At 63.8% G+C, this 24,655-nt stretch carries 24 protein-coding genes and 1 pseudogene; 10 read left to right on the forward strand and 15 right to left on the reverse strand.

Annotated elements, in window-relative coordinates; genetic code table 11:
- Positions 1 to 26: 26 nt before the first annotated feature.
- From QN084_RS09320 to QN084_RS09330, 3 genes are read left to right on the forward strand one after another with little or no spacing between them, the layout of a single operon-like run.
- Positions 27 to 1,574: a glycoside hydrolase family 32 protein gene (locus QN084_RS09320; protein ID WP_069696196.1), complete on the forward strand. Its 1,548-nt coding sequence runs from the start codon at positions 27 to 29 to the stop codon at positions 1,572 to 1,574.
- A 12-nt stretch (positions 1,575 to 1,586) separates the two neighbouring features.
- Positions 1,587 to 2,534, forward strand: a complete 948-nt coding sequence (locus QN084_RS09325; RefSeq protein ID WP_062098482.1) for a carbohydrate kinase family protein — start codon at positions 1,587 to 1,589, stop codon at positions 2,532 to 2,534.
- Between the two features lie 59 nt (positions 2,535 to 2,593).
- Positions 2,594 to 3,952: a NosD domain-containing protein gene (locus tag QN084_RS09330; RefSeq protein WP_069696247.1), complete on the forward strand. Its 1,359-nt coding sequence runs from the start codon at positions 2,594 to 2,596 to the stop codon at positions 3,950 to 3,952.
- A gap of 48 nt (positions 3,953 to 4,000) precedes the next feature.
- Here the strand turns inward: QN084_RS09330 and QN084_RS09335 are convergent, their stop codons facing one another.
- Both QN084_RS09335 and QN084_RS09340 read right to left on the reverse strand, forming a co-directional pair.
- Positions 4,001 to 4,468 carry a DUF8821 family protein gene (locus QN084_RS09335; RefSeq protein WP_069696195.1) on the reverse strand — a complete coding sequence of 156 codons (468 nt, stop codon included), beginning with the start codon at positions 4,466 to 4,468 and terminating at the stop codon, positions 4,001 to 4,003.
- Positions 4,469 to 4,900: 432 nt separating this feature from the next.
- The gene (locus tag QN084_RS09340; protein WP_069696246.1) at positions 4,901 to 6,385 is read right to left on the reverse strand and encodes a serine/threonine-protein kinase; all 1,485 of its coding nucleotides are present in this window, start codon (positions 6,383 to 6,385) and stop codon (positions 4,901 to 4,903) included.
- A gap of 270 nt (positions 6,386 to 6,655) precedes the next feature.
- Here QN084_RS09340 and QN084_RS09345 point away from each other — a divergent pair, with 270 nt between their 5' ends.
- From QN084_RS09345 to QN084_RS09355, 3 genes are all read left to right on the forward strand, one after another.
- Positions 6,656 to 7,249: a histidine phosphatase family protein gene (locus QN084_RS09345; protein WP_031216708.1), complete on the forward strand. Its 594-nt coding sequence runs from the start codon at positions 6,656 to 6,658 to the stop codon at positions 7,247 to 7,249.
- 119 nt (positions 7,250 to 7,368) lie between these two features.
- Entirely contained in the window at positions 7,369 to 7,650 is a 282-nt protein-coding gene (locus tag QN084_RS09350; RefSeq protein WP_021472948.1) for a hypothetical protein, read from the forward strand.
- Positions 7,651 to 7,720: 70 nt separating this feature from the next.
- The gene (locus QN084_RS09355) at positions 7,721 to 8,245 is read left to right on the forward strand and encodes a DUF488 domain-containing protein (RefSeq protein WP_200769301.1); all 525 of its coding nucleotides are present in this window, start codon (positions 7,721 to 7,723) and stop codon (positions 8,243 to 8,245) included.
- 9 nt (positions 8,246 to 8,254) lie between these two features.
- Here the strand turns inward: QN084_RS09355 and QN084_RS09360 are convergent, their stop codons facing one another.
- Together QN084_RS09360 and QN084_RS09365 are read right to left on the reverse strand one after the other, a co-directional pair.
- Positions 8,255 to 8,539 (reverse strand): hypothetical protein, encoded by a 285-nt coding sequence (locus QN084_RS09360; RefSeq protein ID WP_069696193.1) that lies wholly within the window; start codon positions 8,537 to 8,539, stop codon positions 8,255 to 8,257.
- Positions 8,540 to 8,612: 73 nt separating this feature from the next.
- On the reverse strand, positions 8,613 to 8,843 hold the full coding sequence (locus QN084_RS09365) for a DUF6458 family protein (RefSeq protein WP_021472945.1): 231 nt from the start codon (positions 8,841 to 8,843) through the stop codon (positions 8,613 to 8,615).
- Between the two features lie 225 nt (positions 8,844 to 9,068).
- Between QN084_RS09365 and QN084_RS09370 the strand changes: the two genes are divergently transcribed.
- Positions 9,069 to 10,937: a glycoside hydrolase family 15 protein gene (locus QN084_RS09370; RefSeq protein WP_021472944.1), complete on the forward strand. Its 1,869-nt coding sequence runs from the start codon at positions 9,069 to 9,071 to the stop codon at positions 10,935 to 10,937.
- 21 nt (positions 10,938 to 10,958) lie between these two features.
- Here QN084_RS09370 and QN084_RS09375 read toward each other — a convergent pair whose 3' ends face one another.
- The 3 genes from QN084_RS09375 to QN084_RS09385 all read right to left on the reverse strand — a co-directional run bounded on the left by QN084_RS09375 (position 10,959) and on the right by QN084_RS09385 (position 13,253).
- Positions 10,959 to 11,168: a hypothetical protein gene (locus tag QN084_RS09375; protein ID WP_062098494.1), complete on the reverse strand. Its 210-nt coding sequence runs from the start codon at positions 11,166 to 11,168 to the stop codon at positions 10,959 to 10,961.
- Positions 11,169 to 11,218: 50 nt separating this feature from the next.
- Positions 11,219 to 12,406 carry a 4-hydroxybenzoate 3-monooxygenase gene (locus QN084_RS09380; protein WP_021472943.1) on the reverse strand — a complete coding sequence of 396 codons (1,188 nt, stop codon included), beginning with the start codon at positions 12,404 to 12,406 and terminating at the stop codon, positions 11,219 to 11,221.
- A gap of 106 nt (positions 12,407 to 12,512) precedes the next feature.
- The gene (locus QN084_RS09385) at positions 12,513 to 13,253 is read right to left on the reverse strand and encodes an IclR family transcriptional regulator (protein WP_031216704.1); all 741 of its coding nucleotides are present in this window, start codon (positions 13,251 to 13,253) and stop codon (positions 12,513 to 12,515) included.
- Positions 13,254 to 13,398: 145 nt separating this feature from the next.
- On the opposite strand from QN084_RS09385, the gene QN084_RS09390 reads away from it, so the two are divergent.
- On the forward strand, positions 13,399 to 14,667 hold the full coding sequence (locus tag QN084_RS09390; RefSeq protein ID WP_069696192.1) for an MFS transporter: 1,269 nt from the start codon (positions 13,399 to 13,401) through the stop codon (positions 14,665 to 14,667).
- A gap of 64 nt (positions 14,668 to 14,731) precedes the next feature.
- Here the strand turns inward: QN084_RS09390 and QN084_RS09395 are convergent, their stop codons facing one another.
- The gene (locus tag QN084_RS09395) at positions 14,732 to 15,229 is read right to left on the reverse strand and encodes an Hpt domain-containing protein (RefSeq protein ID WP_259362736.1); all 498 of its coding nucleotides are present in this window, start codon (positions 15,227 to 15,229) and stop codon (positions 14,732 to 14,734) included.
- Positions 15,230 to 15,521: 292 nt separating this feature from the next.
- Between QN084_RS09395 and QN084_RS09400 the strand changes: the two are divergent.
- Together QN084_RS09400 and QN084_RS09405 are read left to right on the forward strand one after the other, a co-directional pair.
- A pseudogene (locus QN084_RS09400) lies at positions 15,522 to 17,926 on the forward strand (molybdopterin oxidoreductase family protein).
- The gene (locus QN084_RS09405) at positions 17,923 to 18,384 is read left to right on the forward strand and encodes a hypothetical protein (protein ID WP_021472938.1); all 462 of its coding nucleotides are present in this window, start codon (positions 17,923 to 17,925) and stop codon (positions 18,382 to 18,384) included. The pseudogene QN084_RS09400 and the gene QN084_RS09405 overlap by 4 nt, the downstream one beginning before the upstream one ends.
- Before the next feature lie 22 nt (positions 18,385 to 18,406).
- Here QN084_RS09405 and QN084_RS09410 read toward each other — a convergent pair whose 3' ends face one another.
- The 7 genes from QN084_RS09410 to QN084_RS09440 all read right to left on the reverse strand — a co-directional run bounded on the left by QN084_RS09410 (position 18,407) and on the right by QN084_RS09440 (position 24,624).
- A complete protein-coding gene (locus QN084_RS09410; RefSeq protein WP_069696191.1) occupies positions 18,407 to 19,639 on the reverse strand; it encodes a hypothetical protein in 1,233 nt (410 codons plus the stop codon).
- 178 nt (positions 19,640 to 19,817) lie between these two features.
- Positions 19,818 to 20,078 (reverse strand): GlsB/YeaQ/YmgE family stress response membrane protein, encoded by a 261-nt coding sequence (locus QN084_RS09415; protein ID WP_021472936.1) that lies wholly within the window; start codon positions 20,076 to 20,078, stop codon positions 19,818 to 19,820.
- A 66-nt stretch (positions 20,079 to 20,144) separates the two neighbouring features.
- A complete protein-coding gene (locus QN084_RS09420; RefSeq protein WP_021472935.1) occupies positions 20,145 to 21,047 on the reverse strand; it encodes a serine/threonine-protein kinase in 903 nt (300 codons plus the stop codon).
- Between the two features lie 182 nt (positions 21,048 to 21,229).
- Positions 21,230 to 21,718, reverse strand: a complete 489-nt coding sequence (locus QN084_RS09425) for a MarR family winged helix-turn-helix transcriptional regulator (RefSeq protein ID WP_021472933.1) — start codon at positions 21,716 to 21,718, stop codon at positions 21,230 to 21,232.
- A gap of 137 nt (positions 21,719 to 21,855) precedes the next feature.
- Entirely contained in the window at positions 21,856 to 22,887 is a 1,032-nt protein-coding gene (locus QN084_RS09430; protein WP_168529686.1) for an FUSC family protein, read from the reverse strand.
- Between the two features lie 164 nt (positions 22,888 to 23,051).
- Positions 23,052 to 24,296 carry a type II toxin-antitoxin system HipA family toxin gene (locus tag QN084_RS09435; RefSeq protein WP_021472931.1) on the reverse strand — a complete coding sequence of 415 codons (1,245 nt, stop codon included), beginning with the start codon at positions 24,294 to 24,296 and terminating at the stop codon, positions 23,052 to 23,054.
- Entirely contained in the window at positions 24,280 to 24,624 is a 345-nt protein-coding gene (locus tag QN084_RS09440) for a helix-turn-helix transcriptional regulator (protein WP_031216700.1), read from the reverse strand. Before QN084_RS09440 ends, QN084_RS09435 begins: the two co-directional genes overlap by 17 nt.
- Between the last annotated feature and the right edge of the window lie 31 nt (positions 24,625 to 24,655).

Below are 24,655 nucleotides of genomic sequence, written 5' to 3' on the forward strand. Positions count from 1 at the left end.
ACGTACTTCCAAGAGGAACGCCACACATGTCCACTAGCCTTGATGCCGCACGCCCGGAGACAGCTCCGGACAAAGATTCCGGGTTCCGGCCTGCCATCCATTTCACGGCAAAGGACACTTGGCTCAATGACCCCAACGGCCTGGTTTTCCACGACGGCCTGTACCACCTCTTCTTCCAAAACAATCCCTCCGGCAACGTGTGGGGCAATATGTCCTGGGGGCACGCCACGTCCGAGGATCTCCTGCATTGGACGGAGCTTCCAGTGGCTATCGCCTGCGATGAGCGCGAGGACATCTTCTCCGGAAGCGTTGTGGTGGACCACGGCAACACGTCCGGTTTCGGCACGGCTGAGGCGCCCGCTTTGGTTGCGATCTATACAAGCGCTTTCAAGCCGGGAACCGAATACAGCGGCACTCAGGCGCAGTCCCTTGCGTACAGCACCGATTCGGGAATGACCTGGCAAAAGTACGGCGGAAATCCCGTGCTCACCCGCGGCTCGGCCCACTTCCGGGACCCCAAAGTCTTCCGCTACGAAGGCGGGGGTGACGCCTATTGGGTGATGGTCGCCGTCGAAGCCCAACAGCAGAAGGTGGTCCTGTACCGCTCTGACGACCTCACATCATGGGATTTCCTCAGTGAGTTCGGCCCGGCCAATGCCGATGAGGGCGAGTGGGAATGTCCTGACCTTTTTCCGCTGGCACTGGACGGGGACCCGGCGGACACCAGGTGGGTGCTGATCGTCAACGTGAACCCCGGCGCGGTGGCCGGAGGGTCGGGCGGCCAGTACTTTGTGGGACAGTTCGACGGCGTCCGTTTCGTTCCGGACGCAGCTGCCCTCGCCGCCCCTGCCGGGCTGTCCGCCCTGCCCGACGCGGAGGCACGCACCGAGGCGCTGCAGCACTGCCTCTGGTTGGACTGGGGACGCGACTGCTACGCGTCTGTCTCCTTCAGCAATGTTCCGGGAGGCCGGCGCATCATCATCGGATGGATGAGCAACTGGGACTACGCCAACGAGTTGCCCACTTCTCCGTGGCGTTCGGCCATGACACTCCCCCGCGAGCTTCGGCTCGTCACGGTCGAAGGCTCGCCCCGTTTGGTCCAGGAACCAGTCCTGCCCGAACTGCCGGCTGGCAGCGACCTTGAACCCGGGGATCCTCCCTTTAGCCTGCCGGACGCAGAACCGGGAAGCGCGCAGGTGATCGACGCCGAAATGCGGCTCGAAGGCGAAGGCCTGGTGGAGTTTCTGCTGTTCGGCAGCCGAGACGGCGCGCAAGGCACGTACCTTCGTTACGATCCAACCACTGCCCGGCTCACGCTGGACCGCAGGAATTCCGGAAACACCGGCTTCCACCAGAAGTTCCCGTCCGTTGAATCAGCGCCCCTTGAACTGGAAGACGGTCTGCTCAAGTTGCTCATCGTGGCCGATCACTGCTCAGTGGAAGTGTTCGCCCAAGATGGCCGCGTTGTCCTGACGGACCTCGTCTTCCCGGACGTTCGCAGCCTGGAGAACCGGCTCACCCTGACGGACAGCCGGGCAACCCTGCTCAAACTCGCCGTTTCGAAGCTCGCTTAAGGAGGACTCCCGATGCAAAGTACCCGGCCAACCTCTGACCCCAGGAACCCGCTGGAAGTCCTGGTGGTGGGCGAAGCGATCATGGACATCGTTGTTTCAGCCCAAGGGTCCGTGGAACATCCCGGAGGATCACCAACCAATGTTGCCTACGGCTTAGGCCGGTTGGGGGTTGAAACCGCGCTTTTGACGTCGATTGGCGACGACCCCCGGGCGGCTGCCATCGAACAGCACCTCAGCGGTGCCGGCGTGACCCTCCTGCCGGGCTCCCGGCGCCCGGGCCGGACCGCGACGGCAACGGCCACGCTCGCTGACGACGGCTCAGCACACTACGACTTTGATATCCGCTGGACCCTTCCCGGAACGGCTCCGGCCACTTTGCCCAAGATCCTGCACACGGGATCGATTGCCACCTTCCTGGCCCCCGGAGCAGCGGCCGTGAAGGAGTTGCTGCTCCAATCCCATGAGCGCTGCCTGGTGACATATGACCCGAACATCCGCCCGGCCCTCTTGGGAAGCCACGCTGAGGCCAGGAGCATCTTCGAAGAGCTGGTCCCGCTCACCGACGTGGTCAAGCTCAGCGACGAGGATGCGCAGTGGTTGTACCCGGGGGTGCACCTGGACGACGTCCCCGGGCACATCCTCGGACTCGGCGCACGGCTGGTGGCCATCACCGCCGGGTCCCGGGGTTCAGTGCTTGCTACCGCGCAGGCCCACGCTGTGGTTCCCGCTGTCGGGTCCAAAGTGGCAGATACCATCGGCGCGGGCGATTCCTATATGTCGGCTTTGATCCATGGCCTCTTGCATCGCGGAAGCGAAGGTCTCTCAGCGTCAGTGCTGGCTTCGTTGGGTCGGACTGCGGCCAAAGCTGCCGCCATCACAGTCCGCCGGGCGGGCGCCAACCCGCCGACTTTGGCCGAGCTGCACATGGACCTGCCGGAACAGGAAGCGTTGGTCCCGTGATCCACAAAGGCCCAGGAATGACCACGCTCCCAACCCACCACCCCGAGGGGATTCACACCATGTCCAGCAACAACTACTACGACGTCACCACGTGGCCTGTTGGCAACCCTTTCGAGGACGTCGGAGAAGTCATCAACAGCATCATCGCCGACATCAAGCAGCGGCAAACCGCCGCGGACGTGAACGACGGCGGTAAGCCGGGTGCGGTGATCTACCTTCCGCCCGGTGATTATCGCCTGCGCACACAGGTACTGATCGACATAAGCTTCCTCAGGATCCAAGGTTCAGGGCATGGCTTCACGTCATCGAGCATCCGGTTCAACGTGCCGCAGGAAGAATGGTCCGGTTTGCACGAACTGTGGCCCGGGGGCAGCCGGATCCTGATGGACCTCGCTGCGGGCGACTCTGCGGACGAATCAGAGGGGGCCGCTTTCCTCGTCAAGCGTGAGGGCAGCCCCCGGATCAGTTCCGTTGAGTTCACCGACTTCTGCATCGATGGCCTGCACTTCTCACCGGACGGCTCCGCGCTCCCTGCGGAGAACACGTACGTCAACGGCAAGACCGGCATTCACGTTGCCAGCGCCAATGACTCCTTCCGTGTCAATGGCATGGGGTTCATCTACCTGGAGCATGCCCTTGCCATCCACAAAGCAGATGCGCTTTCCATCCACGACAACTTCATTGCCGAATGCGGGAACTGCATCGAACTGCGGGGGTGGGGACAGGCATCCAAGATCACCAACAACCTGATCGGCGCAGGCTTCAAAGGCCATTCGATCTACGCGGAGAACCATGGCGGCCTCCTGATAACGGCCAACAACGTGTTCCCCCGGGGCGCCAGCAGCGTCCACCTTTCCGGGGTCACCCGCTCAAGCGTCACTAACAACCGCCTGCACTCGTTCTACCCCGGGATGGTGATCCTTGCCGAGGGCAGTTCGGAGAACCTCGTGGCCACCAACCACTTCCTCCGCGATCATGAACCTTGGACGCCCTTCTTCGGGATCGACAACGGCTTGGACGATGACTTTGGACTGCTTAGCGTCCACGGCAACGACAACTCGATCTTCGCGAACCACTTCTCCTTGATCGTGGATTCGGAGAGCATCCGGCCCTCCGGAACAGCCCCCGTGATCATCAAACTCGCCGAGGGTGCGGGCAACATGGTCTCCACCAACCACGTGGCGGCCAAGGATGTCCAGGCCACATCGAGCGAATCCTGCTTTGAAGCGCAGGTGGACGCACTGCTGGCAAGCCGGGCTACGGAAGGACTGCAAGTGACCACCGTCCTGGTCGAATCCGCCTCTGTCCACAACACCGTCCTGGACTCCGGCAGCGAAGCACAGGTGGTGGCCGACCGGACCACCAACGCGGTGAGGGCCACGCCGGGCATCCAATTGACGGCTACACCCGGCATGTAACTGGCAGTAGGGGTTGTTCCCAGCGCTGGGAACAACCCCTACTGCAACTCAGATGGAGTATTCGCCTTTGATCACAAAGAACGAGCCCCGGATCTCTCCTGCCAGTTTGGACTTCTGCCGTGCGAACTTGAAGGTGCCGGCCAGTTCCGCGGGAATCTCCATGCCTTGGGAGAGCTTGAAGCCAACAGCCCGTTTGGATCCCTCATCAAGGCCGTACAGGACATTGATGGACAGGCCGGATTCGTAGAACACGTACGTCCAGCGGGTGCCTTCCACCTCAAAGGACGTGACCTCGAGGGGCCGCGACTCGACGACGAGGTCCCGCTCCTTAAGGACCCGGTTCACGTAGTCGACGATCTCCGGGGACTCCTCCGCCGGGACCGTGGCGAAGACGTGGTTGTACTTGTTCTTGAAATACCGCGCTTCGTTGGCCCGCAGCCCTGCGAGCGCCTCCGCGACAGGGGAAGACTCAAGCCCCGCGGTGGAGACGTTCTGGAAGTCGACGGTGTAAGGCATGGCTCCTCCTGTGGGGTTTCCCGGTTCTGGTTTCACCTTACGTCCCGTGAAGGGGCCCTGCTTCTCCGATCCTGCTCGGGTTGCAGGCACGCGGAGTCAGTTCGGCAGCGCTGTACGGCGACTACCGCCGTCGTTGTTGACAGAGCCGGATTCAGGGCCGGAGGTTGCCGGGCAGCGTCTCTGGGTAACGCCGCCCGGGCCCCCGGCGGGACCCGATGCATGCCGCGGCCCCATCCCACAAGGGGAACTGGAGAACCGGGCATCCGTGCGGTCCTGCCGTCATTAGTAAATATGCTTACCTTCACTCGGCACACGAGTAGTTGGTACTCATATTTCCGGCGGACGCGACCTTCAACTACGCGCCCGCCAACAGGCAATCCGCTCCTGAACTGCGCCGATACTTCGGCTTACCCAAGGAAGGAGAGGGGGCTGCTACTTCCCTTCCTTGCCCTTACCGGAATTGGTCTTGTTCTTGCCGCCGCTCTTGACCTCGGCGATGACCTGGCCGTCCAGGGTGGACTCGGGGGCCTTCTTAACCTTCGGGGCCTGCGCCGGGGCTGGTTCTTGCGGTACGTTTGCCGGCGCGGGCTGGACCTGCCCGGTGACAACCTGGGCTTCCTCAGCAACCGGGACCACAACAGCTGCCGGAACAGTGTTGTCCGGGCTGGTGTTGGCCGCTTCCACGGGCACGCTGGTTTGGCGTTCATTCGTTGAGGTGCCGGGATCGGCGGGCCCCGAAGGATCAGCCGAGGTACCGGCAATCGAGCCGCCCTGCAGGAACAGGACCACGGCCAGCGGAATGGCCGCAACACCGGCCGCAACGCCACCAAGGAGCTTCCTTCTAAGCTTGCTGGTGGGCCTCAGGTTTTCCTGCCCACGTCGCGCCGCGGACACTCGCGCCGCGCGGCGTGCCGAAGGAACGCGCGGGGCGGAAGGAACGCGCGGGGCGGAAGGAACGTGCGGGGTCCGCGCGGCTACCGGCGCACTGGATGCAACCGGCGCAGTCGTCGGAGCGACGGGCGGCAGGACAGCGGTCGCTGCCATGGCGGACAACCGTCGCGGGCTGGTTAGGGCCTGCTCGACGGCGTCTGCCGAGGGCCGCCGCTCCGGGTCCATGTCCGTCATGGCCTCAAGGAGGCTGATAACGGGAGCGGGCAAGTCCTCGGGGACCTGGGGCCTGCGATGCAGCCGGGCCGCCGCGGTTTCCACCGGAGTGCCCGGATATTCGGCTTTACCCGTCAGGCATTCCAGCAGCACCAGGCCCAGAGAGTAGATGTCGCTGGCCGGGGTCAGGTGCAGGCCTTGGGCCTGCTCGGGGCTAAGGTACTGCGCGGTGCCCACCGTGAAGCCGGTGGCGGTGAGCCGGTTGTCCGACATGACCAGGGCTACGCCGAAGTCCGCCAATTTCACCGACTTCGCGTCGCCTGATTCGTCCGAGACCAGGATGTTCGCAGGTTTGATGTCGCGGTGGATCACTCCGTGCTCATGCACCTGTGCCAGGGCGCCGGCCAAGCGCGCACCAATGGCCGCCGTGTCTTCAACGCTGAGCGGAGCGTCGCTGAGCACTGCCCTCAGGTCGCGGCCTTCGGCGAGCTCCATGACGAGGTAGGCCCGTTCTTCATCATTGCGGGTGTCAACGCCGGCGTCGTAAGCCTGAACCAGTCCCGGGTGATCGAATGCGGCCAGGAGCCGCATCTCCGTCTGCTGACGGAGCTTGAACGACTCGTCGCCGGAGCCCGGGAGGAACAGCTTAAGGGCAACTTCCCTGCCAAGCCGAAGATCCTTGGCCCGGTACACCGTGGACATGGCTCCCCTGCCGAGCACGGATCCCAACTCGTAACGGTCATCAACGATGCCACCACTTGATTCGGCCGATTCGGTGCCGCGGGTATCCACGGTCTCGTCTCTCTTGCCCACCAATTGTCACGCCCTTCAGGCGTTCCCGTGCGCGATGGACCCTCAATGTCCATCACCTACCAGGTAACGCCGTCGATCAAACTTTCACGGTAGCCGCGCGGTCCGCTGTGTGGAGCGAATTCCTTGCGGCTCGAGCAACCCTGCATCTGAACAGCATCATCCGGTTCACCAGATTAGTCATCAGGATACTTACTACCTTGGCGGCGGGGCAACCCGGCACATGAATCCGTGTGGCGCACCGAACTGCGACCGCCGGGACTTCAGGGCAGAATGGGACGCATGACCCTCACGACTTTCGCCCTCGTACGCCATGGCCAAACCGACTGGAATGCCGAGCGCAGGCTTCAGGGCGCCACGGATATTCCGCTGAATGACGTGGGGCGGCAGCAGGCCCGGGACGCCGTCAATGTGCTGTCCGCTTATGAGTGGGACACCATCGTTTCCTCGCCGCTGAGCCGCGCCGCCGAAACCGCGGACTTGATCGCAGAGGGGCTGGGGCTGAACATTGCCCGTCGTGTTCCGAACCTGATTGAACGCAGCTTTGGCCCGGCAGAGGGGCTTCAAGCAGGACCGGAACTCGAAGCATTGCGGATCCCGGGGGGATTCCGCGGGGGCGAAAGCGATGACGATGCAGCTGCCCGCGGGATTGACGCACTGAACGATCTCGCCGAGGAATTCGCCGGTCAGCGCGTGTTGGTGGTCAGCCATGGGACATTGATCCGGCTGACCCTCAGCCGTGCGATCGGCCGGAAGCTGGACAGTGTCCACAACGCTGTCTTGAACCTGGCCCACCACCACGCCGTGGACGGCTGGCAACTGGACTACTACAACGGCGAGCGCCTCGTCGAAGTGGTGGAAAGCTGATTTCCTCCGCGTTTAGACGAAATAGACCCCCAGGTTATTGACATAGGCCATGCAGGTTTTTATATGCTCGTGCCAGTCAAGAAGTTGGCCGTCCAAAGTCCAGTGCGCTGGAGGTCTCCTTGGCACCCCTTCTGGCCGATTCCCGTGCAGATAAGCATGCCGCTTCCCACGGGAGCCAAACCCCGCCTCTTGATGAGGTGCGGCCCGGCAGCGCCATCCGGACACTCACGGCCATCGTGACGTTGGCCGCCGATGGATGGTTCGAACTCAGCGTCCTTCAGATACCCGGACTGGTGGTGCACGCGAGCAGGCTCGACCGGGCACCGGAGGCCGTCCGCAAGGCTGCATGCCAATCAACCGGCAGGGCACCCTGGGAGTTCGACGTCCACGTCCAATGGTGATAGTTGCAGAATCCCGCACCTTGAGTGGTCACTGCAGCTACCTGGATGGTCACTGTATTTAATGGCAGGTATGCAGCTCTTCACCGTAGGCCACGGCACCACACCCCGAGCCGACTTCGTCGAGCTTCTGCGGTGGGCGGGGGTGGAGTCGCTGGTTGATGTACGGATCGGTCCGGGCAGCCGGAAGCATCCGCACTTTGGCAAGGATTCGATGGAGGCCTGGCTCCCGGAGGCAGGCATCGCCTACCGCTGGGAGAAGGAACTGGGCGGCTTCCGCAAACTCCTCCCGGATTCTCCGGACACCTCGCTCCGCAACGATTCCTTCCGCGCTTACGCCGGATACATGCGGACGCCGGAATTCGAGGCCGCCCTGAAGCAACTCCTGACAGAAGCCGACCGGCAGCGTACCGCCATCATGTGCAGCGAGACAGTGTGGTGGCGCTGCCACCGGCGCCTCATCTCAGATCACTGCACCCTGCTGCACGGGGTGCACGTACGGCACCTCATGCCAGGGCCAAAGCTGGTGGATCACGCGGTCACGTCCGGCGGCCGGGTACTGGACGGACAGCTGAGGTACGACGCCCCCACCGGCTGAGAACGCGGGCTACTTGGCTGCGAGGCGGGCGCGCAACTGTTCGGCGAAGTCCTCGTATGCAGCGGCGATCTCTTCCAAGTCGACCGTGAGGGGGAAGTCGATGACCGGTTGCCGCTCGGCCAGCAGTTCGGCGGTCTCCTCAACCACGGCCTGCTGCTCGAAATCGCCCAGGCCCACCTCGGTAAGGAAATCCGGATTTACCCGGACCACCGATTCGCCGTTCTGCCCCTCCGAGGCCCAGCGCACCAAGTACTCGTCCTCATTCACGCGTTCGAATTCGAATGTCTTCTCCATAAAGAGCAGCCTAGCGGTCACAGCGCACGACGGCGGGGCTGCCGCCGTCGTGCGCTGTTGACCTTCGGCGAGGTCAGACTTCCGGGCGCCTCTCCACAATGGTCTCCGGGGCCGTGCGCCGTTCCACCACCGTGTGGCGTGTCCGGTTGGACATGATGATGGAAATGATGAGGCCCAGCACGCCTACCACCATCAGGATGTAGCCGATCAGCACCTGGTCCATGAAGGGAATCAGCCCCGGTGCCAGGGCGAAGGCCAGGATGGCTCCTATGGCGATCAATGCAATGGAAGAACCTATTCTCATGACGTGCTCCTTCCGCGTCCGGTCGGGCACAGGGGGTAATCCCGACCGTTGGATATAGTCAGAGTACTGATCAATTCCGCTGACGGCTAGGGTTTTGTGTCCTTCTTTGTCCCACGCAGAAACGCCGTGCCGGACCAGGCGAACGGTCCGCCGCACTCGCCCTGTTCCCGGCAAGCGGGTACGGTCAGGCTAAGTCCTGTCCCCGGGAAAGCAAGGAGCCGCCCTATGCCGAAGATCGAGGATTACGCACTGATCGGAGACCTCCATACGGCCGCCTTGGTGGGCCGCAACGGCTCCATCGATTGGATGTGCCTGCCCCGGTTCGACTCGCCGGCCTGCTTCGCCGCTCTGCTGGCGGACAGTGACGCCGGCCGGTGGCTCCTGGCCCCCGCCAACCCGGCCCCAGGCAGTGACGGCAACTGCACGCGCCGCCGGTACCGCGAAGACACGCTGATCCTGGAAACGGAATGGGATGTGGACGGCGGCAGCGTCCGGGTCACGGACTTCATGCCGGTGCGCGACGACGCCGTGGACCTGGTCCGGATTGTCGAGGGCCTCAGCGGCGAAGTGGCCATGACCATGGAACTCGTGCTCCGCTTCGACTACGGACGCGTGGTGCCGTGGGTGCGGAGGCATGGCCAGGGAATCAGCGCCGTAGCGGGTCCGGATTCGGCCTACCTCACCACGCATGCCCCGCTTCGAGGCCACGACAAGCGAACCGTCAGCGAGTTCACCGTCCGGGCCGGGGAACGGATTCCTTTTGTGCTGCGGTGGGCGCCAAGCCACGAACCCGAGCCCCGCCGGATCAATCCCTCCCGGGCCCTGGACACCACCTGTTCGTTCTGGCGCGACTGGATCGACCGGAGCGAGATCACGGGCAAATACAAGGAACCAGTGGAGCGCTCGCTGATTACCTTGAAAGCACTCACTTATGCACCGACGGGCGGGATCGTGGCCGCTGCAACCACGTCCCTTCCCGAACAGCTGGGCGGCTCCCGGAACTGGGACTACCGCTACTGCTGGCTGCGCGACGCTTCCCTGACGTTGCAGTCACTGCTGGCCGCCGGGTACACGGAAGAAGCGGCAGCATGGCGGGACTGGTTGCTCCGCGCGGTGGCCGGGGACCCGGCGGACCTCCAGATTGTCTACGGGCTCGACGGCGCCAGGCGGCTTCCCGAATTCGACCTGCCTTGGCTGCCCGGTTACGAAGGTTCAGCCCCAGTTCGCATCGGCAATGCCGCGGCACCGCAGCTGCAGCTGGACGTCTGGGGCGAGGTCCTGGATGGCCTGGCCCTCACCAGGGCAGCCTCCCCGGCGGGATCGGGGGACAGCTCCTGGGATATCCAGATCGCTTTGATGGAATTCCTCGAAGGAGCCTGGGACCAGCCGGATAACGGGTTATGGGAGATGCGGGGCCCGCGCCGCCACTTCACGCATTCGAAGGTCATGGCATGGGTGGCCGCCGACCGCATGGTCAAGGGCGTCAGGAAGTCCGGGCTGCCCGGACCCGCTGACCGCTGGGCTGCGCTCAGGTCCACCATCCACAAGGAAGTCATGACCGATGGCTTCAATCAGGAGCTGAACACGTTCGTGCAGTCTTACGGCAGCACGGAACTGGACGCGAGCCTGCTTCTCATTCCCCGCGTGGGGTTCCTGCCGCACAACCACCCCCGGGTCGCGGGCACTGTGAAGGCGATCCAGGAACGGCTCACCGAGGACGGCCTGGTGCTGCGCTACAGGACGGAATCCGGGCACGACGGTTTGGAAGGCCACGAAGGCGTGTTCCTGGCGTGCTCGTTCTGGATGGTGGATGCCTTGCTGGGCATCGATCGGAAGGACGAGGCAACGCAGATGTTCGAACGGCTCCTGGACCTGCGCAACGACGTCGGCCTGCTGAGCGAAGAATGGGACCCGCGGACCCAGCGGCATTTGGGAAACACCCCGCAAGCGTTCAGCCACTTCCCGCTCATCCACTCGGCCCTGCAACTACACCATGGCCAGGCCCACGACAGCGACACTCCGTTCACGGAACGGAAGCACGGCCAGCAGGAGTCAATGCCCAAGAACCCGGAACCGTCCAAGGGAAAGAAGTAGCTCCTCACTGATGGCGCAGCGTCAGCTCTCGGTCTTCTGCTCGTCGGGGTCCGGGAGTTCGGCCTTGTGCCTGGCCTCCTCAAGGTGCTGATCCAGCTTCCGCTCCGCATCACGCCGGCGCTGGCCGACGGCCCGCATCTGCTGGGTGGTGGGCGAACCGACGTCGTCACCAGTACCGTAGCCGCGTTCCTCCGAAGGTGCGGCGGGGCGGGACTTCTCCTGGTCATCCATAGGGACATCGTCCCACTGTCAGCCCCGCAGCGACACCACGGGTACCGGGCCTAGCGGACTTCCGGCCACCCCGTGTAGGACTCGGCGAGGTATGCCTTTCCGTGTTCGGAGGAGACCACCGAGCGGAGTTCACCAAGCTGGCGGGCACGATCAAAGTCGTCGGCGCCAGGGACGGTGTGCAGCATCGAGGTCATCCAGTAGGAGAAGTGCTGGGCCTTCCAAACCCTGTCCAGCGCTCGGTCGCTGTAGGAATCCAGCAGTACCGAAGAACCCTTCGAGTAGAAGGAATCGAGGCCTTCAAAGAGCACCTTGACGTCGTTGATGGCCAGGTTGAGTCCCTTGGCACCGGTCGGCGGAACGGTGTGCGCGGCATCGCCGGCCAGGAACAGGTTGCCGTAGCGCATGGGGGTGTGCACGAAGCTGCGGAAAGGCAGGACCATCTTGTCCAGGACAGGGCCTTCCTTGAGCTCAAAGCCGTTGCCGTTGACGCGCTTGCGGAATTCGGACCAGATGCGTTCGTCGTCCCAGTCGGCCACGTTTTCTTTGGGGTCGCACTGGAAGTACATGCGCTGGACGGTTTCCGTGCGCTGCGAGATGAGCGCGAATCCGTGCTCCGAGTTGGCATAGATCAGTTCGTCCGAGCTGCGCGCGGCTTCGGCGAGAATCCCGAACCACGCAAAAGGGTACTCGTGGAAGAACCATTTGCGGTTGGCTTCCGGGATCTGGAAGCGGCAGTGGCTGCGCGAGCCGTCGGCACCCACCAGGAAGTCGGCCTGGATTTCGAACTCCTGGCCCTCCGAATCGGTGAACCAGACTTTCGGCCTGCCCTCGAGGTCGGACACGGAGGTATCCGTGACGCTGTACCGGACGTCGCCGCCGTCGGCCTCGCGGCGGGCAGCGAGGTCCATGAAGACGTCGGTCTGCGGGTAGAGCCACACCGACTCCCCAACGAGCTCCTTGAAGTTGATCCGGTGGCTTTCGCCGTTGAGGCGCAGCTCAATGCCGTCGTGGCGGTCACCCTCGCGCAGCACCCGATCTGACACTCCGGAGTCAACCAACAGGTTGACGGTGCCGTGCTCCAGGATTCCGGCGCGTACCGTTTCCTCGATGTCCTTGCGGCTGCGGATCTCCACCACTACCGATTCGATGCCCTGCTTCGCCAGCAGGTGGGAGAGCATGAGCCCTGCGGGTCCGGCGCCCATGATGGCGACTTGGGTGGTGATGGTGGTGCGTGCCATGATTTCCTCGCTCCGTTGCGGTCCCGGCGATCCCGGGTGAGACTCCCCTCAGTGTGGACCGGGGCGGGTGACAGGCGTTACACGAATTCCGTTGAACGGAATATCCTCACTCGTCAAGGCGCCGGCTGATGCCCCGGGCCGCTGTCTGAAGTGCCGGCACCAGCGCTTGGAGGCGCACCTCCGCAAGGGGCACCACCACGCCCAAAGCAGCGACGGCCCGGCGCTTGCCGTTCATCACGGGGACCGCGATTCCCCACGTGTCCGGATCAACGACGCCCGCGAGTTGGGCATAACCTTGCCTGGCGCTTTCCGCCAGAAGGTGACGCACGACGTCGGAAGTCACCTTTCCGGAGGGGTCCTCGAAGTGGCGGAGGTACTCCGCCTGCAGCTCGCGGGGCTGGTGGGCCATCAAAGCGAGGCCCGCCGAGGAAATATGGACCGGCATGCGGCCGGCGACCTGCGCCCTGTTCGTTACCGAGCCACGCCTGGACAGGCGCTCAACAAAGAGTGCCTCCCACCCTTCCAGCACAGCCAGGTTCACGTTCTGGTTCAGGACCTGCTGAATGTCCTCCATGAAAGGCATCGCCGCCTGACGCAGCGCGAGGGTTGGCGAATTGCGGTTCACCAGCTCCCACAGCCTCAACCCCAAGCGGACTGTTCCGCCGGGGCCCAGGTCCAACAGGCCATGATCGGACAGTTGCCGGACCAGCCGGTGCGCCGTTGACAGAGGCAAGGAAGCCCGCTCCGCCACCTCCGCCAGCTGGAGCGTCGTGACTCCTTCAGGGAAGGCAGCGATGACCCGGACCACGCGGTCCACCACCGAATCGCCCGACGCCGAGTTGGCCATTTTCCTCCCAAGGTCAGCAGCGCCCTGGCTGCCTTCCATTCAATGGTAAAACGTGCGTCACGTAACAGCTCCCGGTGATACAAATCTCATAACCAACCGATCATTCTGACGGTCGGGATCCGACCCATCATGTACCGAGGACGCTATGCCGACGATGACATCTGCCCGCCGCTCACAATGGCCTGTGTGGCTCTGTTGGCTCGCCATGGTCCTGGACGGATTCGACCTCGTGGTCCTGGGCACGGTCATTCCCACGCTCATCAAGACCGGCGAGCTCGGCTTCGACGCTGTTGGCGCCACATTCGCAGCCACCATCTCCCTGGTCGGCGTGGGCCTGGGTGCGCTCTTCATTGCCCCGCTCTCGGACAAGTTCGGGCGCCGCAAACTACTGATCGCTTGCGTGGCAGGTTTCTCCCTCTTCACCTTGGCCGTCGCGTTCGCCCCCAACGTGGCCGTGTTCTCCGTCCTTCGCCTCCTGGCAGGGCTGGGCCTGGGAGCCTGCCTCCCCGCAGCCTTGGCCTACATGAACGACTACGCCCCGGCGGGGTCAGCGGGCAAGTCCACCACGCGCACCATGACCGGCTACCACGTGGGCGCCGTGGCCACTGCCTTGCTGGCCATCCTCATCATTCCCAACTGGCGCCTCATGTTCATCATTGGCGGTGCGGCCGGCCTGGTACTGCTGCCGTTCCTGTGGGCCAAGCTGCCCGAATCCCTCCCCCAAGCAGCCCCCGCTCCGTCCGCTGACGCTGCCAAGGCCCCTGCCGCCGTCGGGCGTTCAACCGAAGAGCCCAAGACCGGCTTCCGCGACCTTCTGCGCAAGCCCTACCCCGTGGTCGCCGCGGGAATCGGGATCGCGTCGTTCATGGGACTGCTGCTGGTTTACGGCCTCAACACATGGCTGCCGCAGCTGATGGCCGCAGCCGGCTATCCGGTCAGCACCGGCCTGACGCTGCTGCTTGTGCTGAACCTTGGGGCCGTTGCCGGGCTGTTCCTGGCAGGTGTCCTGGCTGACAAGCATGGGACAAAGCGGATCGTGCTGCTGTGGTTCGGCTTGTCCGGTGTTCTGCTGGCCATCCTGAGCGTCAAGATCCAGAACGAATTCCTGCTCAATGCAGCCGTGTTCGTTACCGGCGTGTTCGTCTTCAGTTCGCAGGTACTGGTCTATGCGTGGGTGAGCCAGCTGTTCCCGGCCCACCTCCGCGGCACGGGCCTCGGGTTCGCCGCGGGCGTTGGCCGCCTGGGTGCCATTGTTGGCCCGGCCGTGACCGGCACCCTGGTAGCCGCCAATATCGCGTACCCTGCCGGATTCTACGTGTTCGCCGCGGCAGGCCTCCTCGCCCTCGTAGCACTGCTTGTTGTCCCCACGCACATCCACGCGGACAAGAAAGCCGTGCCGGCGGGAGAACGGTAGCCGCCGGCACGGAGACTTACAGGCCCCGGAACCTGAATCCCAGAGGGTTCGCGGGGCCTGTGCTTTATGGTCCGCCGCGGCGGACCAACGCTTCCGCAGCCCTGTCCAGCAGGTGCGGGCGTGCGGCATAGCACTGATCGGTCACCCGCCGGAGGGCCGGAAGCGCTTGGATGGCGTCGCTCAGGCGGTCTTTGCGGATCATCTTTTCCATGGCCCTGCAGTGGCGTTCAGTAACGCGGGCGCCCACCATCGACGAGGAAATCTTCAGGCTCAGGACCGCTTCGAGGCTGGGCTCGGCCTCGGCTGCGGCCAGCCCGACGTCGATCCGTCCCATCCGCGTTGGCAGCATGGACAGGTAGGTGGAGAGGAAGCGCAGCACGTGAGCCGCGTCGCCCAGTTCTTCAGCCAGCGCCCGCAGCGTACCCATGTGAAGGTGCGCCGGGCCGGATTCAAGCGTTCCGGAGGGAAGTTGCAATGCCGCTACGGGCTGCATCACAGCGGCATTCAGGGGCGGATGGGAACCGTTGCCATCGGGGGCGGTTCCACTCATGCTGTTGCTCATGGTCCCGCCCCTCCTTCCGTGGCGTCGATGACCGCCTCTTTATGAGTGTGGGTCAGGCTGCTCAGGCTTTCCTGAGGAATTGCTCAAGTCTGGCTCAGGAAATCCCGTCCCTCCCCTCACCCACCCCCGCCCCAGCACCCAACTAGGTCGCATTTGTGCGCGTTTTCAGCGCTGAAAACGCGCACTACTGCGACCTGGTTGGGCCGGCGGGCGGGGCATCTGGACGGAACATAAGCATGCTGATAATCCTGTAGGTATGGAACAGCCAAACAGTGGGGATGCTGCGGCACCCATGACGGACCGGATCAAGGACATCTGGGGTGCCAGGACTCCCTATGAGAGGGACGGGCAATGGCCCACCCGGGTGGACTACGCCCTGATGGAAGGCGTCGAAGGAGGGGACGTGGACCGTTGGGTCCAGTCCGCGTGCGTCCTGTGCAGCAACGGCTGCGGTTGCGATATTGCCGTCAAGGACGGCGTCATGGTGGGCATCCGCGGCCGGGAAGCGGACGTGATCAACAAGGGCAGGCTGGGGCCGAAGGGACTCTTCGCGAGCTGGCAGGGCGTGGCAAACAAGGACCGCCTGACCAAACCGCTGATCCGCGAAAACGGCCGCCTGGTGGAAACGGACTGGGACACCGCCATGAACCGGATCGTCGAGCGCAGCACGAAACTGCTGAAGGACAAGGGACCGCTCAGCCACGGCTTTTATACCAGCGGCCAGCTCTTCCTTGAGGAGTACTACGCGCTGGGAGTGATCGGGAAGGCCGGCGTGGGCACCCCGCACATGGACGGCAACACCCGGCTCTGCACCGCCACTGCGGCTTCGGCCCTCAAGGAGACCTTTGGCGCGGATGGCCAGCCCGGCGCGTACGAGGACATCGACAGTTGCGACGCGATCTTCCTCTACGGCCACAACATGCCGGAAACCCAAACCGTCCTGTGGGCACGCATCCTGGACCGCCTCTCAGGGCCCAACCCTCCCAAACTGGTGTGTGTAGACCCCCGGAATACGGACGTCGCACGCCACGCAGAGGTACACCTCGCGGTCCGGCCGGGAACCAACCTCGCGTTGATGCACGCTCTCATCCGCGAAGTACTCCATAACAATTGGCACGACCCTTCCTACATCGAAGAGCACACCACGGGCTTCGAGGACCTGAAGGCCACGGTGGAGGAATGGACCCCCGAGGCGGCCGCCGCAGTGTGCGGGGTCAGCGCCCACGACATCCGCAAGGCCGCCCGCATCTTCGGGACCTCTGAACGCGTTCTTTCCACGGTGTTGCAGGGGTTCTACCAGTCCAACCAGGCCACGGCGTCGTCCTGCCAGGTCAACAACCTCCATTTGCTGCGTGGCATGCTGGGCCGCCCGGGAGCCGGGCTGTTGCAGATGAACGGCCAGCCCACCGCGCAGAACAACAGGGAATGCGGGGCCGACGGCGACCTGCCGGGCTTCCGTAACTGGCACAACCCGGACCACATCAACGAACTCGCTGTCCTCTGGAACGTGGACCCGGCGATCATCCCCCACTGGGCACCGCCGACCCACGCCATGCAGATCTTCCGCTACGCCGAACAGGGTTCCATCAACTTCCTGTGGGTCTCGGCCACGAACCCGGCGATGTCGCTGCCCGAATTGCAGCGGATCCGTAAGATCCTGGCCAAGCCGGAACTGTTCCTGGTGGTGCAGGACCTGTACCTGACCGAGACGGCGGAAGTTGCCGACGTCGTACTTCCCGCAGCCGCCTGGGGCGAAAAGACCGGCACCTTCACCAACGCTTCCCGGGTGGTGCACCTTTCGGACAAAGCGGTGGACCCACCGGGCGAAGCGCGCAGCGATCTGGACATTTTCCTCGATTACTCACGTCGGATGGGCTTCACCAACCTCAACGGTCAGCCCCTCCTGACGTGGACCGGCCCCGAGGACGCTTTCGAGGCTTGGAAGGAATGCTCGCGGGGCCGCCCGTGCGACTACACGGGATTGAGCTATGACAAGCTGCGGGGCGGGAGCGGCATCCCTTGGCCCTGCACCGAAGAGCGTCCGGAGGGAACGCAGCGCCTTTACACTGACGGGCAGTTCCCCTCCAATGCAGAGTATTGCGAGAACTTCGGGCACGATCTTCTGACCGGAGCCGAGGTGGAGCCCGAAGCGTACAAAGCAAAGCAGCCCGAGGGCCGCGCCTGGCTCAAGACCACCATGTTCCATCCCCCGCATGAAGAGCCGGACGATGACTATCCGCTGCTGTACTCGACCGGCCGCACCGCGTACCACTTCCACACGCGGACCAAGACGGCCCGGTCCAAGGCCCTGAATTCGGCGGCCCCGCGGATGTGGGTGGAGCTCTCCGTGGATGACGCCGCCAGGTTTGGCATTTCCGAGGGCGACGTCGTCCGGGTCACCTCGCGCCGCGGCGTGGTGGAGGCACCCGCGCGTGTCAGCGGTATCCGGCCCGGGACTGTCTTTGCCCCGTTCCACTACGGCTACTGGGACGATCCCCGGGCCGACGGCAACCGGCCCGATGACGATACGTTCCGCTCGGCCGCCCCAACGAGCTAACCCTCACGGAGTGGGACCCGATCTCCAAGCAGCCGGTTTTCAAGAACGCGGCGGTAAGAGTCGAGAAGATCCGCGACGGCGCCGGGATGGCCCCCGCGCCCACAACCACAGCGTCACGGCCGGCAGGAGGAGAACAGTGAACCTCAACATCTATCTGGGACTGCTGCACAAGGGTGAGCAAACGCTGGCGGATTCGTTCCGGCAGGTGGCCGAGGGCCACGGGGCCGAACCGGATGTCCATTTCCTCTGCCAGACCCTGGCAAAACAATGCGACCATCACGAGGAATTGCTGGCACCCTTGGCCGAACGGTACGGCGAGGACGGCTCGGACGACGAACCCGAACGCCTCCATGCTGACGGCTTGTCAGAGACCAGGGGCGGGCCGGTGGGGCTGCTCCGCGACCTGCAGGACCTGTATCTGTTGGCCACCTTGGTGGATGCAACGTGGACGGTGGTTGAGCAGGCGGGTTCTGCGCTCCGGGACAAGGAACTGCTGAGCGCGGTTGAAAAATGCCAAGCGGAGACGCAGCAACAGATCAGTTGGCTGAAGACGCGGATGAAACAGGCCGCGCCGCAGGCATTGCTGGTGGCTGAGTAAGGCCTTCCGCTCCTAAACACCGTCAGTGCGGCAGCAGCCCCAGAACCGGCAACGCAACCGCCGTCGAAATCGCCATGGCGGCGGTGTTGGCAATCACCGGGTGGTAACCGGGAGGCAGTCGCGTGGTGATGCCGCGCGCAACGGGCGGCGCCACTAAGGCTCCCAGCAGCGCCCCGCCGATGATGGACGTCCATGATCCGTTGAAGGCCAGTACTGCCGCCGGGGCCACGGACACCACGGACGCGTACGTAGCTGCCCAACCGCCGTCGCGGAACCACTCCCGCCACAGCACTACTCCGAACGCGGACGTCAGCGCCTGCGCAAAGAGGATCCCGGGAAGCAGGTTCGAGCCGTAGGAGGGCAGGCCCGGGTTCAAGGCGAACGCTGCGCCCACACCCAGGATCACCCCTGCACTGGCGAGTTCGTTGGCAAAGAAGTGCGTTTCAGTGAAGTCCTTCAGGACGCGCCGTGCGGCCCAGAAGGTGTCGCTCTTCCAGGTAGGGCCCGACGCCGGATGGCCGGTTTGCGTAGCCGGCTCCACCCTGCGGAGTTCCACGGCTCGCGGAGCCAGCCACGGAAGCTTCCGCGCGACGGCGAACGACACCGCAGAACCCACAGCCATCGCCAGGACGTTGGCCACCAATGCCGGAAGCCCCAGCGGCGCCGAGACTGTGGGGATCAGCAGGAGGGCAAGCGGGGTTGTGGTGGCCGCGCCGAGCACCGCTCCGGTTAGGCACGGCCACCAGCCGCCCCCGTACACCAGAACCATGGCGGGTGCGACGCAAACGAAAGGAACGAACGTCGGCTGCCATCCGCCGTCGAGCATCCACCCGAAGGCTGCGTTGGACAAGGCGAGGCTCAGCGCAGCAGATGCGAAGACCCAGGGCCATAGGCCCGTTCCGTAGCTCAACTCCCCTGCCCAGCGTTTCCGACGGCGGCCCGCCCACCATGCGATGACGGCGCCGGTCAGAAGACCTGCTGCGGCCAGATCGGACTTGAAGAACAGTGGCTCGGTCATGTCCCCGAGGAACCAGCGCACGGCATCCAGAGGGGAACCGTCGACGCTGCCGGACCACCCTTCGAAAACCGGGCCGATGCGGGGCGAAACCTCCGATAGCACGTGAAGGAGGGCGGCAAAGACGCCTACCGCAGCGGCCATGCCGAGGGCTCCGAGAGCGGTGCCGGCCGCAGAAAGTTCGCTCCGCTGTTTCCGAATGGGAGGCGTAGCGGCGGTGGCTGCTGAAGAGAAGGTCATGGCTGCCCTTGGAGTCTTGAAGGTGCTTTTCAGAAGCAGCGTAAACCGGGTGGGCGGGGCGTGATCTTGCGCGCGGATTGTGACCGGCGAGCAACACCTTCCCGGAAGACCCCGGGCATGCAAAAGGCCCCGCCCCGTCTGCGTAAACAGACGACGCGGGGCCTTCAGGCTCAGGCCGCTAGGCCCGCTTGCGGGTGAGCAGTCCCCAGATGATGAGGACGATCAGTGCACCGCCGATAGCGAGCAACCACGTGGAAAGCGACCAGAACTCGTTGATGCCCACGTTGAACAGGACGCTGCCGATCCATCCACCGAGGACGGCACCAACGATTCCGAGCAGGAGAGTCGCAAGAATACCGCCGCCCTGCTTGCCAGGCTTGATGGCCTTGGCAATGGCACCAGCGATCAGGCCCAGAATGATCCATCCAAAGATTCCCATTTTTCTTCTTTCTCTAGTGCTTTGGTCCTTCCCGGCGTCCACGTGTGCGCCCGGGAGGACCTTGGTTTAGCCTTGCCAGCGGAGCCGCCGGAACATGCCGGCGACTTGCTTGGCAGACGGCCTACCGGCCGGATCGGGGTCTGTCATGGCATGCAATGCCATGGACCAGCGCCGCCGAACCGTGCCGGGAACTCGGGGTTCGCTGAGAGTCCTGGCAACCATGGACTCCAGCGGAGGGCCCGGGAATGCCTTGGTGCCCGTGAGGCACTCAAGGGTCACCAATCCCAGGGAATAGATGTCACTCGCAGCGGTGGGAACTTCTCCGCACACCGCTTCGGGACTCATGTAGTGGGGCGTCCCGGAGGACGAACTCCTTGCCGTGTGCGCCGGACTGATCGCGACACCGAAATCGGTCAGCATGGCGGGACCAGTTCCAGCGTGGCCGGGGACCATGATGTTGCCGGGCTTGACGTCGTTGTGCACAATCCCGCGTCGGTGCAGGTACGCCAGGGCGTTTGCAATGTCGGTCATCCAAGCAGCTGTCGTGCCGGAGCCTGCGGGTGCTTCCCGGAGGACGGCGCGCAGGTCCTGCCCGTTCACCAAGTCCATCACCACATAGTGGTGGGGCTCGCCGTCGGCTATGAGGCTGCCCGAGTCCCGGAGACGCACAATGTTCTTGTTCCGCAACCGCTTGTGGATTTCGAGTTCGCGTTCGAAAGCTCCACCACGGACCCGGCCCGTTTCGCGGAAGACCTTCACGGCCACCACCGAACCTGCACGGGCGTCCAAAGCCTCGTAGACGTGGGCCTCGGAGCCACCTCCGAGCCATCGTCCCAGGCTGTACCGGCCACCCAGCAAGCTGTCATGACCGCTTGCCACCGGCACATTCGAGCCCATCGCTTCGTGATGCAGGCTCGACGGCAGGGTGCCCGATCCCAGAGGACCGGCTGCAGGAATGATGGCTGTCATTTGGAGACACCGTTCACGGGATCCGTGGCCTCAATGTCCATCCGGAACCCGCTTTCGCAGGACATTTCGTTTGCGGGAGCTTCCTCCCTTGCAACGACTGTCATGTCATCTCCCACAATCTCGAATAAGTATCTTGGATATCTAGTTATATGTGTACTTACTACTCAAGTCCAGCCGGGTGGTCAATGTTGGTCAATCCCATCGATCGCTTCCCGCATTCGCTTCAGGAAGTCGACCACCACCACGGCCTCGCCACGACTGAGGGACGCCGCGACGTCCATCATTCGCCGGTGCATGCCGCTGAGAGTCTTGCGAACCTCCTCGTCAGAGTCCGACGTCGGCCTCAGGACCAAGGCGCGACGATCGGTAGGGTGCGGCTCGCGCACGACGTGACCCGACTTCACCATGCGGTCCACCAGGCTGGTCATGGAGGCAGAGGTGATCCCCAGCCGCGTGGCGAGTTCCTTGGGTCCGACCATCCTGCCCGCGCGCTCGTATTCCAGGAGGTAGCGCAAAGCCAGAAGATCCGTTTCGCCCATGCCCATGGAGGAGCGGGTTCGCCGACGCATGGCGGCCTCAGCCGAACGATAATCCCGCAGGGCATTCAGGACTTCGACGGCAACAGTTTCATTGCCGTACCAATATCCTTCCTTCACGACATCCGCAGTCATGACCATTCCTTCGTTAGACGAGTAGCTTGTCTGTCTAAGTACTATGGTACTACTAAGTAAACTTATGAAATGATGAGCATACAGGTTCGGGTCGGGTGCGCCCAGCAGACCTCAGGCGTGCTGCCGATCTGGTGGCGCTACGAGCGCAACCGCCGCCAGGCTGCCGGGGCCACCACGACGGCTACGCCAATGACGGCGCCGATCACTGTCTCCACGATCCGGTCCCGCAGCAGCAGGCCCGGGTCCACCGGGGCAGCCAAGAGGGTGGCGATCAACGCCAACGGCGTGACGAAGATCTGCGCCACAAAATACTGCCGCGCGATGAAAAGTTCGGCGCCGAACTGGCATGCGGCGATCACCAGGACCATCCCCCACGGCGCCGGATTCAGCCAGAGGATGGCGGCCATCAGCAGCAGGCCGATCACTGTGCCGGCGATTCTTTGGAAACCCCGGCTGATCCTGTGGCGCGTCGAGTGCCCCACCAATGGAACGACGGCCGCAACCATCGCCCAGTAACTGTGGCCAAAACCGAGCTTCTCCCCTACCAAAGTGGCAATGGTTCCGGCGAGTCCCGCGGCCACCAGGTAGCCGCCGCCTTCGAGCCAGATCGCGCGGCGTTCCAGAGCGGTGTGACGGATGCGGGGCGGCCGCTTCCAAGGAGTTCGATGGCTCTTGACGATGCGGGACGACATGCCGATCAGCAGGCTAAGGAGCGTGGTCAGCACGGCCACAAGCATCGCTTCCCACAGCGGCGGCTGCGCGGGGATGGAGGCAATCGCGGCGAAGGCGAAGATGTGAAAGAGAGAGCCGCCGGGGCGAAGCCGCCAAGCTGCCACCACAACGGAGCAGAGGCCGGCAACCAAGGTGGTCGCAGCCGTCAGGAGCCACGAATACGCGGTTCCATCGACCCCCAGAGTCTGCGCGACCCGGGCCGTCAGGGTGGCGCAAAGGATGACCAAAAGCATGAAGCTTCCGGCCCGGAGTTGGCTACGGAAGCGCACGCTATGCGGCTCATTGCGCCCATAGATGCCCGTGAACGCACCGAACGACGCGAACACGGCCAAGTCCAGCCGCCCCAGCAGCGTCAGCGTAATGAGGGGAACGAACACGCCTACAGCGCAACGGATAGCCGGGTGATGGTCCTTGTTCGACGGGCCCATCGTGAACATTTCCGCTACAGCCTTCAAAGAGCGGCTCGCCTTTCGTCGCAGGATCAAAAACGTACGGCGGCGGCACTGGCGTCCGCTTCCTAGGTTACGCCCGGGCGGTTGGTCACCTCGCGTTAGGCAGGCGGATAGTGGGCGTAGTCACGGACGCTGCGCTTGGACGAACCTCACCGGTCCCGGAAACCATAGAGGGTGCCGGGATTGAGAAACTGACGCCCCCACAGGAGACGCCTGTCGGCGCTGGTGAGCCTTCCGAAGTCCGCAGCCTCTGCCCAGTGCTCACGAATGGCGTCTTCGATTCGGGCAACGATACTGCTTGCTTGGTCCTTGGTCAGGTCATAGAGGCTGCGGGCGGCGATCAGGTCAGATAGGTTGTTCCGCTTTGTCCCATTCCTGTCATATGCAATGGCCTGCGAAGCCGTCTCTCCGCTACGCCGCATTGGTGAAAGGTCATAGGCGGGGCTGAGCCTCGCCACAGATCCATCCCAGAGCGCCGCGTGGTTCCGAAGATGGTCGTCGGAGTTGGAGATTGACATGTTGAATGCGATGCGTGCGAAGAGTTCGGAGGCGGTGCCCTCGGGCGCGCCGTTGTTTCGAAGAGCGTCCAGAAACTCTACATAGCTGCCGCTGCGCGCCTGTAGCTCGTCCAAGCCGGTCAGGGTCAGGGCGCTTGCCGCAAGGATGCGACCGCCGTCCTGCGTGCGGTCGAATCGTTCAACTAGCAGGACGCTCCGACCGAGGACGCTTTCGACGCGAGTACGCGCAACGTTAAGCCCAGCCTTCCCGGCGAGGAACATGCTCGCTGACTCCGCGCCCACCACGGGAAAGTGGTCATTGGACGCACTGAACTTCGCTATGTATTCGCGGCCAGATTGGTGGATGACGGACTTCGGGCGTGCCCCACCCATCGCTGTACCACTCAGGAGAGCTCGCTCGAGTTCGAACGGCAAATCCTCCCCTGCGTCGACGAGGTCTGCGGCGTTCAGAAGGGTTTCCAGCGGAGCGGGAGCCGCAGCACGGGGGACGTAGTCAATAACTGATCTCTGGAAATCGATAGCGCCGAAGCGGTTGGACCCGGAGTTCAAAAGATATGTGCGCTCGTCAAGGTCACCGGTGTCGGCGTCGTCCCCGCGGTCACCGGTAACTTGGTACTGAACGACGCGCCGCCCCCACGCATCTGGTGAAGCGTCGCGCAGAGCACCAGGCAGTCCCATCGACCCTGTGGGCCCAAACGTTTGCTCGGATAGCGGGAGGGTCGGCGCCAGGGATACGGCGTTGGGTCGCTCCAAGTACCGCCGACCGTAGTCGAAGAAAAACTGGCCAGGCGCACCCTCTCGAAGACGGCCGGCGGGCACCGGCGTGTCCGCCTTGGGTAGCCAAACCCACACGTAGATGTCAGAAGTCGAGGCCATCGTCGTTGCCCCTTCGCTTCTTGTCGACACGTGCGGGAAGCAACGCGAGCCGTTCTTCGCCTCGTCGGCGGAGCGCAATGAGTTGGCTTGGGTCGTCGACCCCGAAGAGTGGCACGCCAACGATCGATGCAACGTTGAATACGTTGCCGATGCTGCTCGCAGCGCTTCCGCGCTCGATGGCCGCTAGAGTTTTCCGCGTAATGCCTGCTGTGCCAGCGAGGTGTTCGGCCGTCATCCCTCGTGCAGCGCGTGCCATCCGAATTTGCTGCCCTAGCACGACAATAGCGTCCTCGGCCGCGCGGGTAAGACCCAGTTCTCGACGTCCCATGGGTAATAGTTTACCCGCAACATGTAGTTAT

Source organism: Paenarthrobacter sp. R1, assembly GCF_030264015.1.
Lineage (GTDB): Bacteria > Actinomycetota > Actinomycetes > Actinomycetales > Micrococcaceae > Arthrobacter > Arthrobacter ureafaciens.

What these genes read in the sequence shown, in the direction of transcription:
- QN084_RS09365 (WP_021472945.1), bottom strand. Translation starts at nt 8,843, where the DNA reads ATGAGAATAGGTTCTTCCATTGCATTGATCGCCATAGGAGCCATCCTG.
- QN084_RS09380 (WP_021472943.1), bottom strand. Translation starts at nt 12,406, where the DNA reads ATGGCACGCACCACCATCACCACCCAAGTCGCCATCATGGGCGCCGGA.
- QN084_RS09410 (WP_069696191.1), bottom strand. Translation starts at nt 19,639, where the DNA reads ATGACCTTCTCTTCAGCAGCCACCGCCGCTACGCCTCCCATTCGGAAA.
- QN084_RS09430 (WP_168529686.1), bottom strand. Translation starts at nt 22,887, where the DNA reads ATGTTCACGATGGGCCCGTCGAACAAGGACCATCACCCGGCTATCCGT.
- QN084_RS09335 (WP_069696195.1), bottom strand. Translation starts at nt 4,468, where the DNA reads ATGCCTTACACCGTCGACTTCCAGAACGTCTCCACCGCGGGGCTTGAG.
- QN084_RS09330 (WP_069696247.1), top strand. Translation starts at nt 2,594, where the DNA reads ATGTCCAGCAACAACTACTACGACGTCACCACGTGGCCTGTTGGCAAC.
- QN084_RS09385 (WP_031216704.1), bottom strand. Translation starts at nt 13,253, where the DNA reads ATGGCCAACTCGGCGTCGGGCGATTCGGTGGTGGACCGCGTGGTCCGG.
- QN084_RS09345 (WP_031216708.1), top strand. Translation starts at nt 6,656, where the DNA reads ATGGGACGCATGACCCTCACGACTTTCGCCCTCGTACGCCATGGCCAA.
- QN084_RS09360 (WP_069696193.1), bottom strand. Translation starts at nt 8,539, where the DNA reads ATGGAGAAGACATTCGAATTCGAACGCGTGAATGAGGACGAGTACTTG.
- QN084_RS09370 (WP_021472944.1), top strand. Translation starts at nt 9,069, where the DNA reads ATGCCGAAGATCGAGGATTACGCACTGATCGGAGACCTCCATACGGCC.
- QN084_RS09435 (WP_021472931.1), bottom strand. Translation starts at nt 24,296, where the DNA reads ATGGCCTCGACTTCTGACATCTACGTGTGGGTTTGGCTACCCAAGGCG.
- QN084_RS09320 (WP_069696196.1), top strand. Translation starts at nt 27, where the DNA reads ATGTCCACTAGCCTTGATGCCGCACGCCCGGAGACAGCTCCGGACAAA.
- QN084_RS09440 (WP_031216700.1), bottom strand. Translation starts at nt 24,624, where the DNA reads ATGGGACGTCGAGAACTGGGTCTTACCCGCGCGGCCGAGGACGCTATT.
- QN084_RS09425 (WP_021472933.1), bottom strand. Translation starts at nt 21,718, where the DNA reads ATGACTGCGGATGTCGTGAAGGAAGGATATTGGTACGGCAATGAAACT.
- QN084_RS09420 (WP_021472935.1), bottom strand. Translation starts at nt 21,047, where the DNA reads ATGACAGCCATCATTCCTGCAGCCGGTCCTCTGGGATCGGGCACCCTG.
- QN084_RS09395 (WP_259362736.1), bottom strand. Translation starts at nt 15,229, where the DNA reads ATGAGCAACAGCATGAGTGGAACCGCCCCCGATGGCAACGGTTCCCAT.
- QN084_RS09375 (WP_062098494.1), bottom strand. Translation starts at nt 11,168, where the DNA reads ATGGATGACCAGGAGAAGTCCCGCCCCGCCGCACCTTCGGAGGAACGC.
- QN084_RS09355 (WP_200769301.1), top strand. Translation starts at nt 7,721, where the DNA reads ATGCAGCTCTTCACCGTAGGCCACGGCACCACACCCCGAGCCGACTTC.
- QN084_RS09325 (WP_062098482.1), top strand. Translation starts at nt 1,587, where the DNA reads ATGCAAAGTACCCGGCCAACCTCTGACCCCAGGAACCCGCTGGAAGTC.
- QN084_RS09390 (WP_069696192.1), top strand. Translation starts at nt 13,399, where the DNA reads ATGCCGACGATGACATCTGCCCGCCGCTCACAATGGCCTGTGTGGCTC.
- QN084_RS09415 (WP_021472936.1), bottom strand. Translation starts at nt 20,078, where the DNA reads ATGGGAATCTTTGGATGGATCATTCTGGGCCTGATCGCTGGTGCCATT.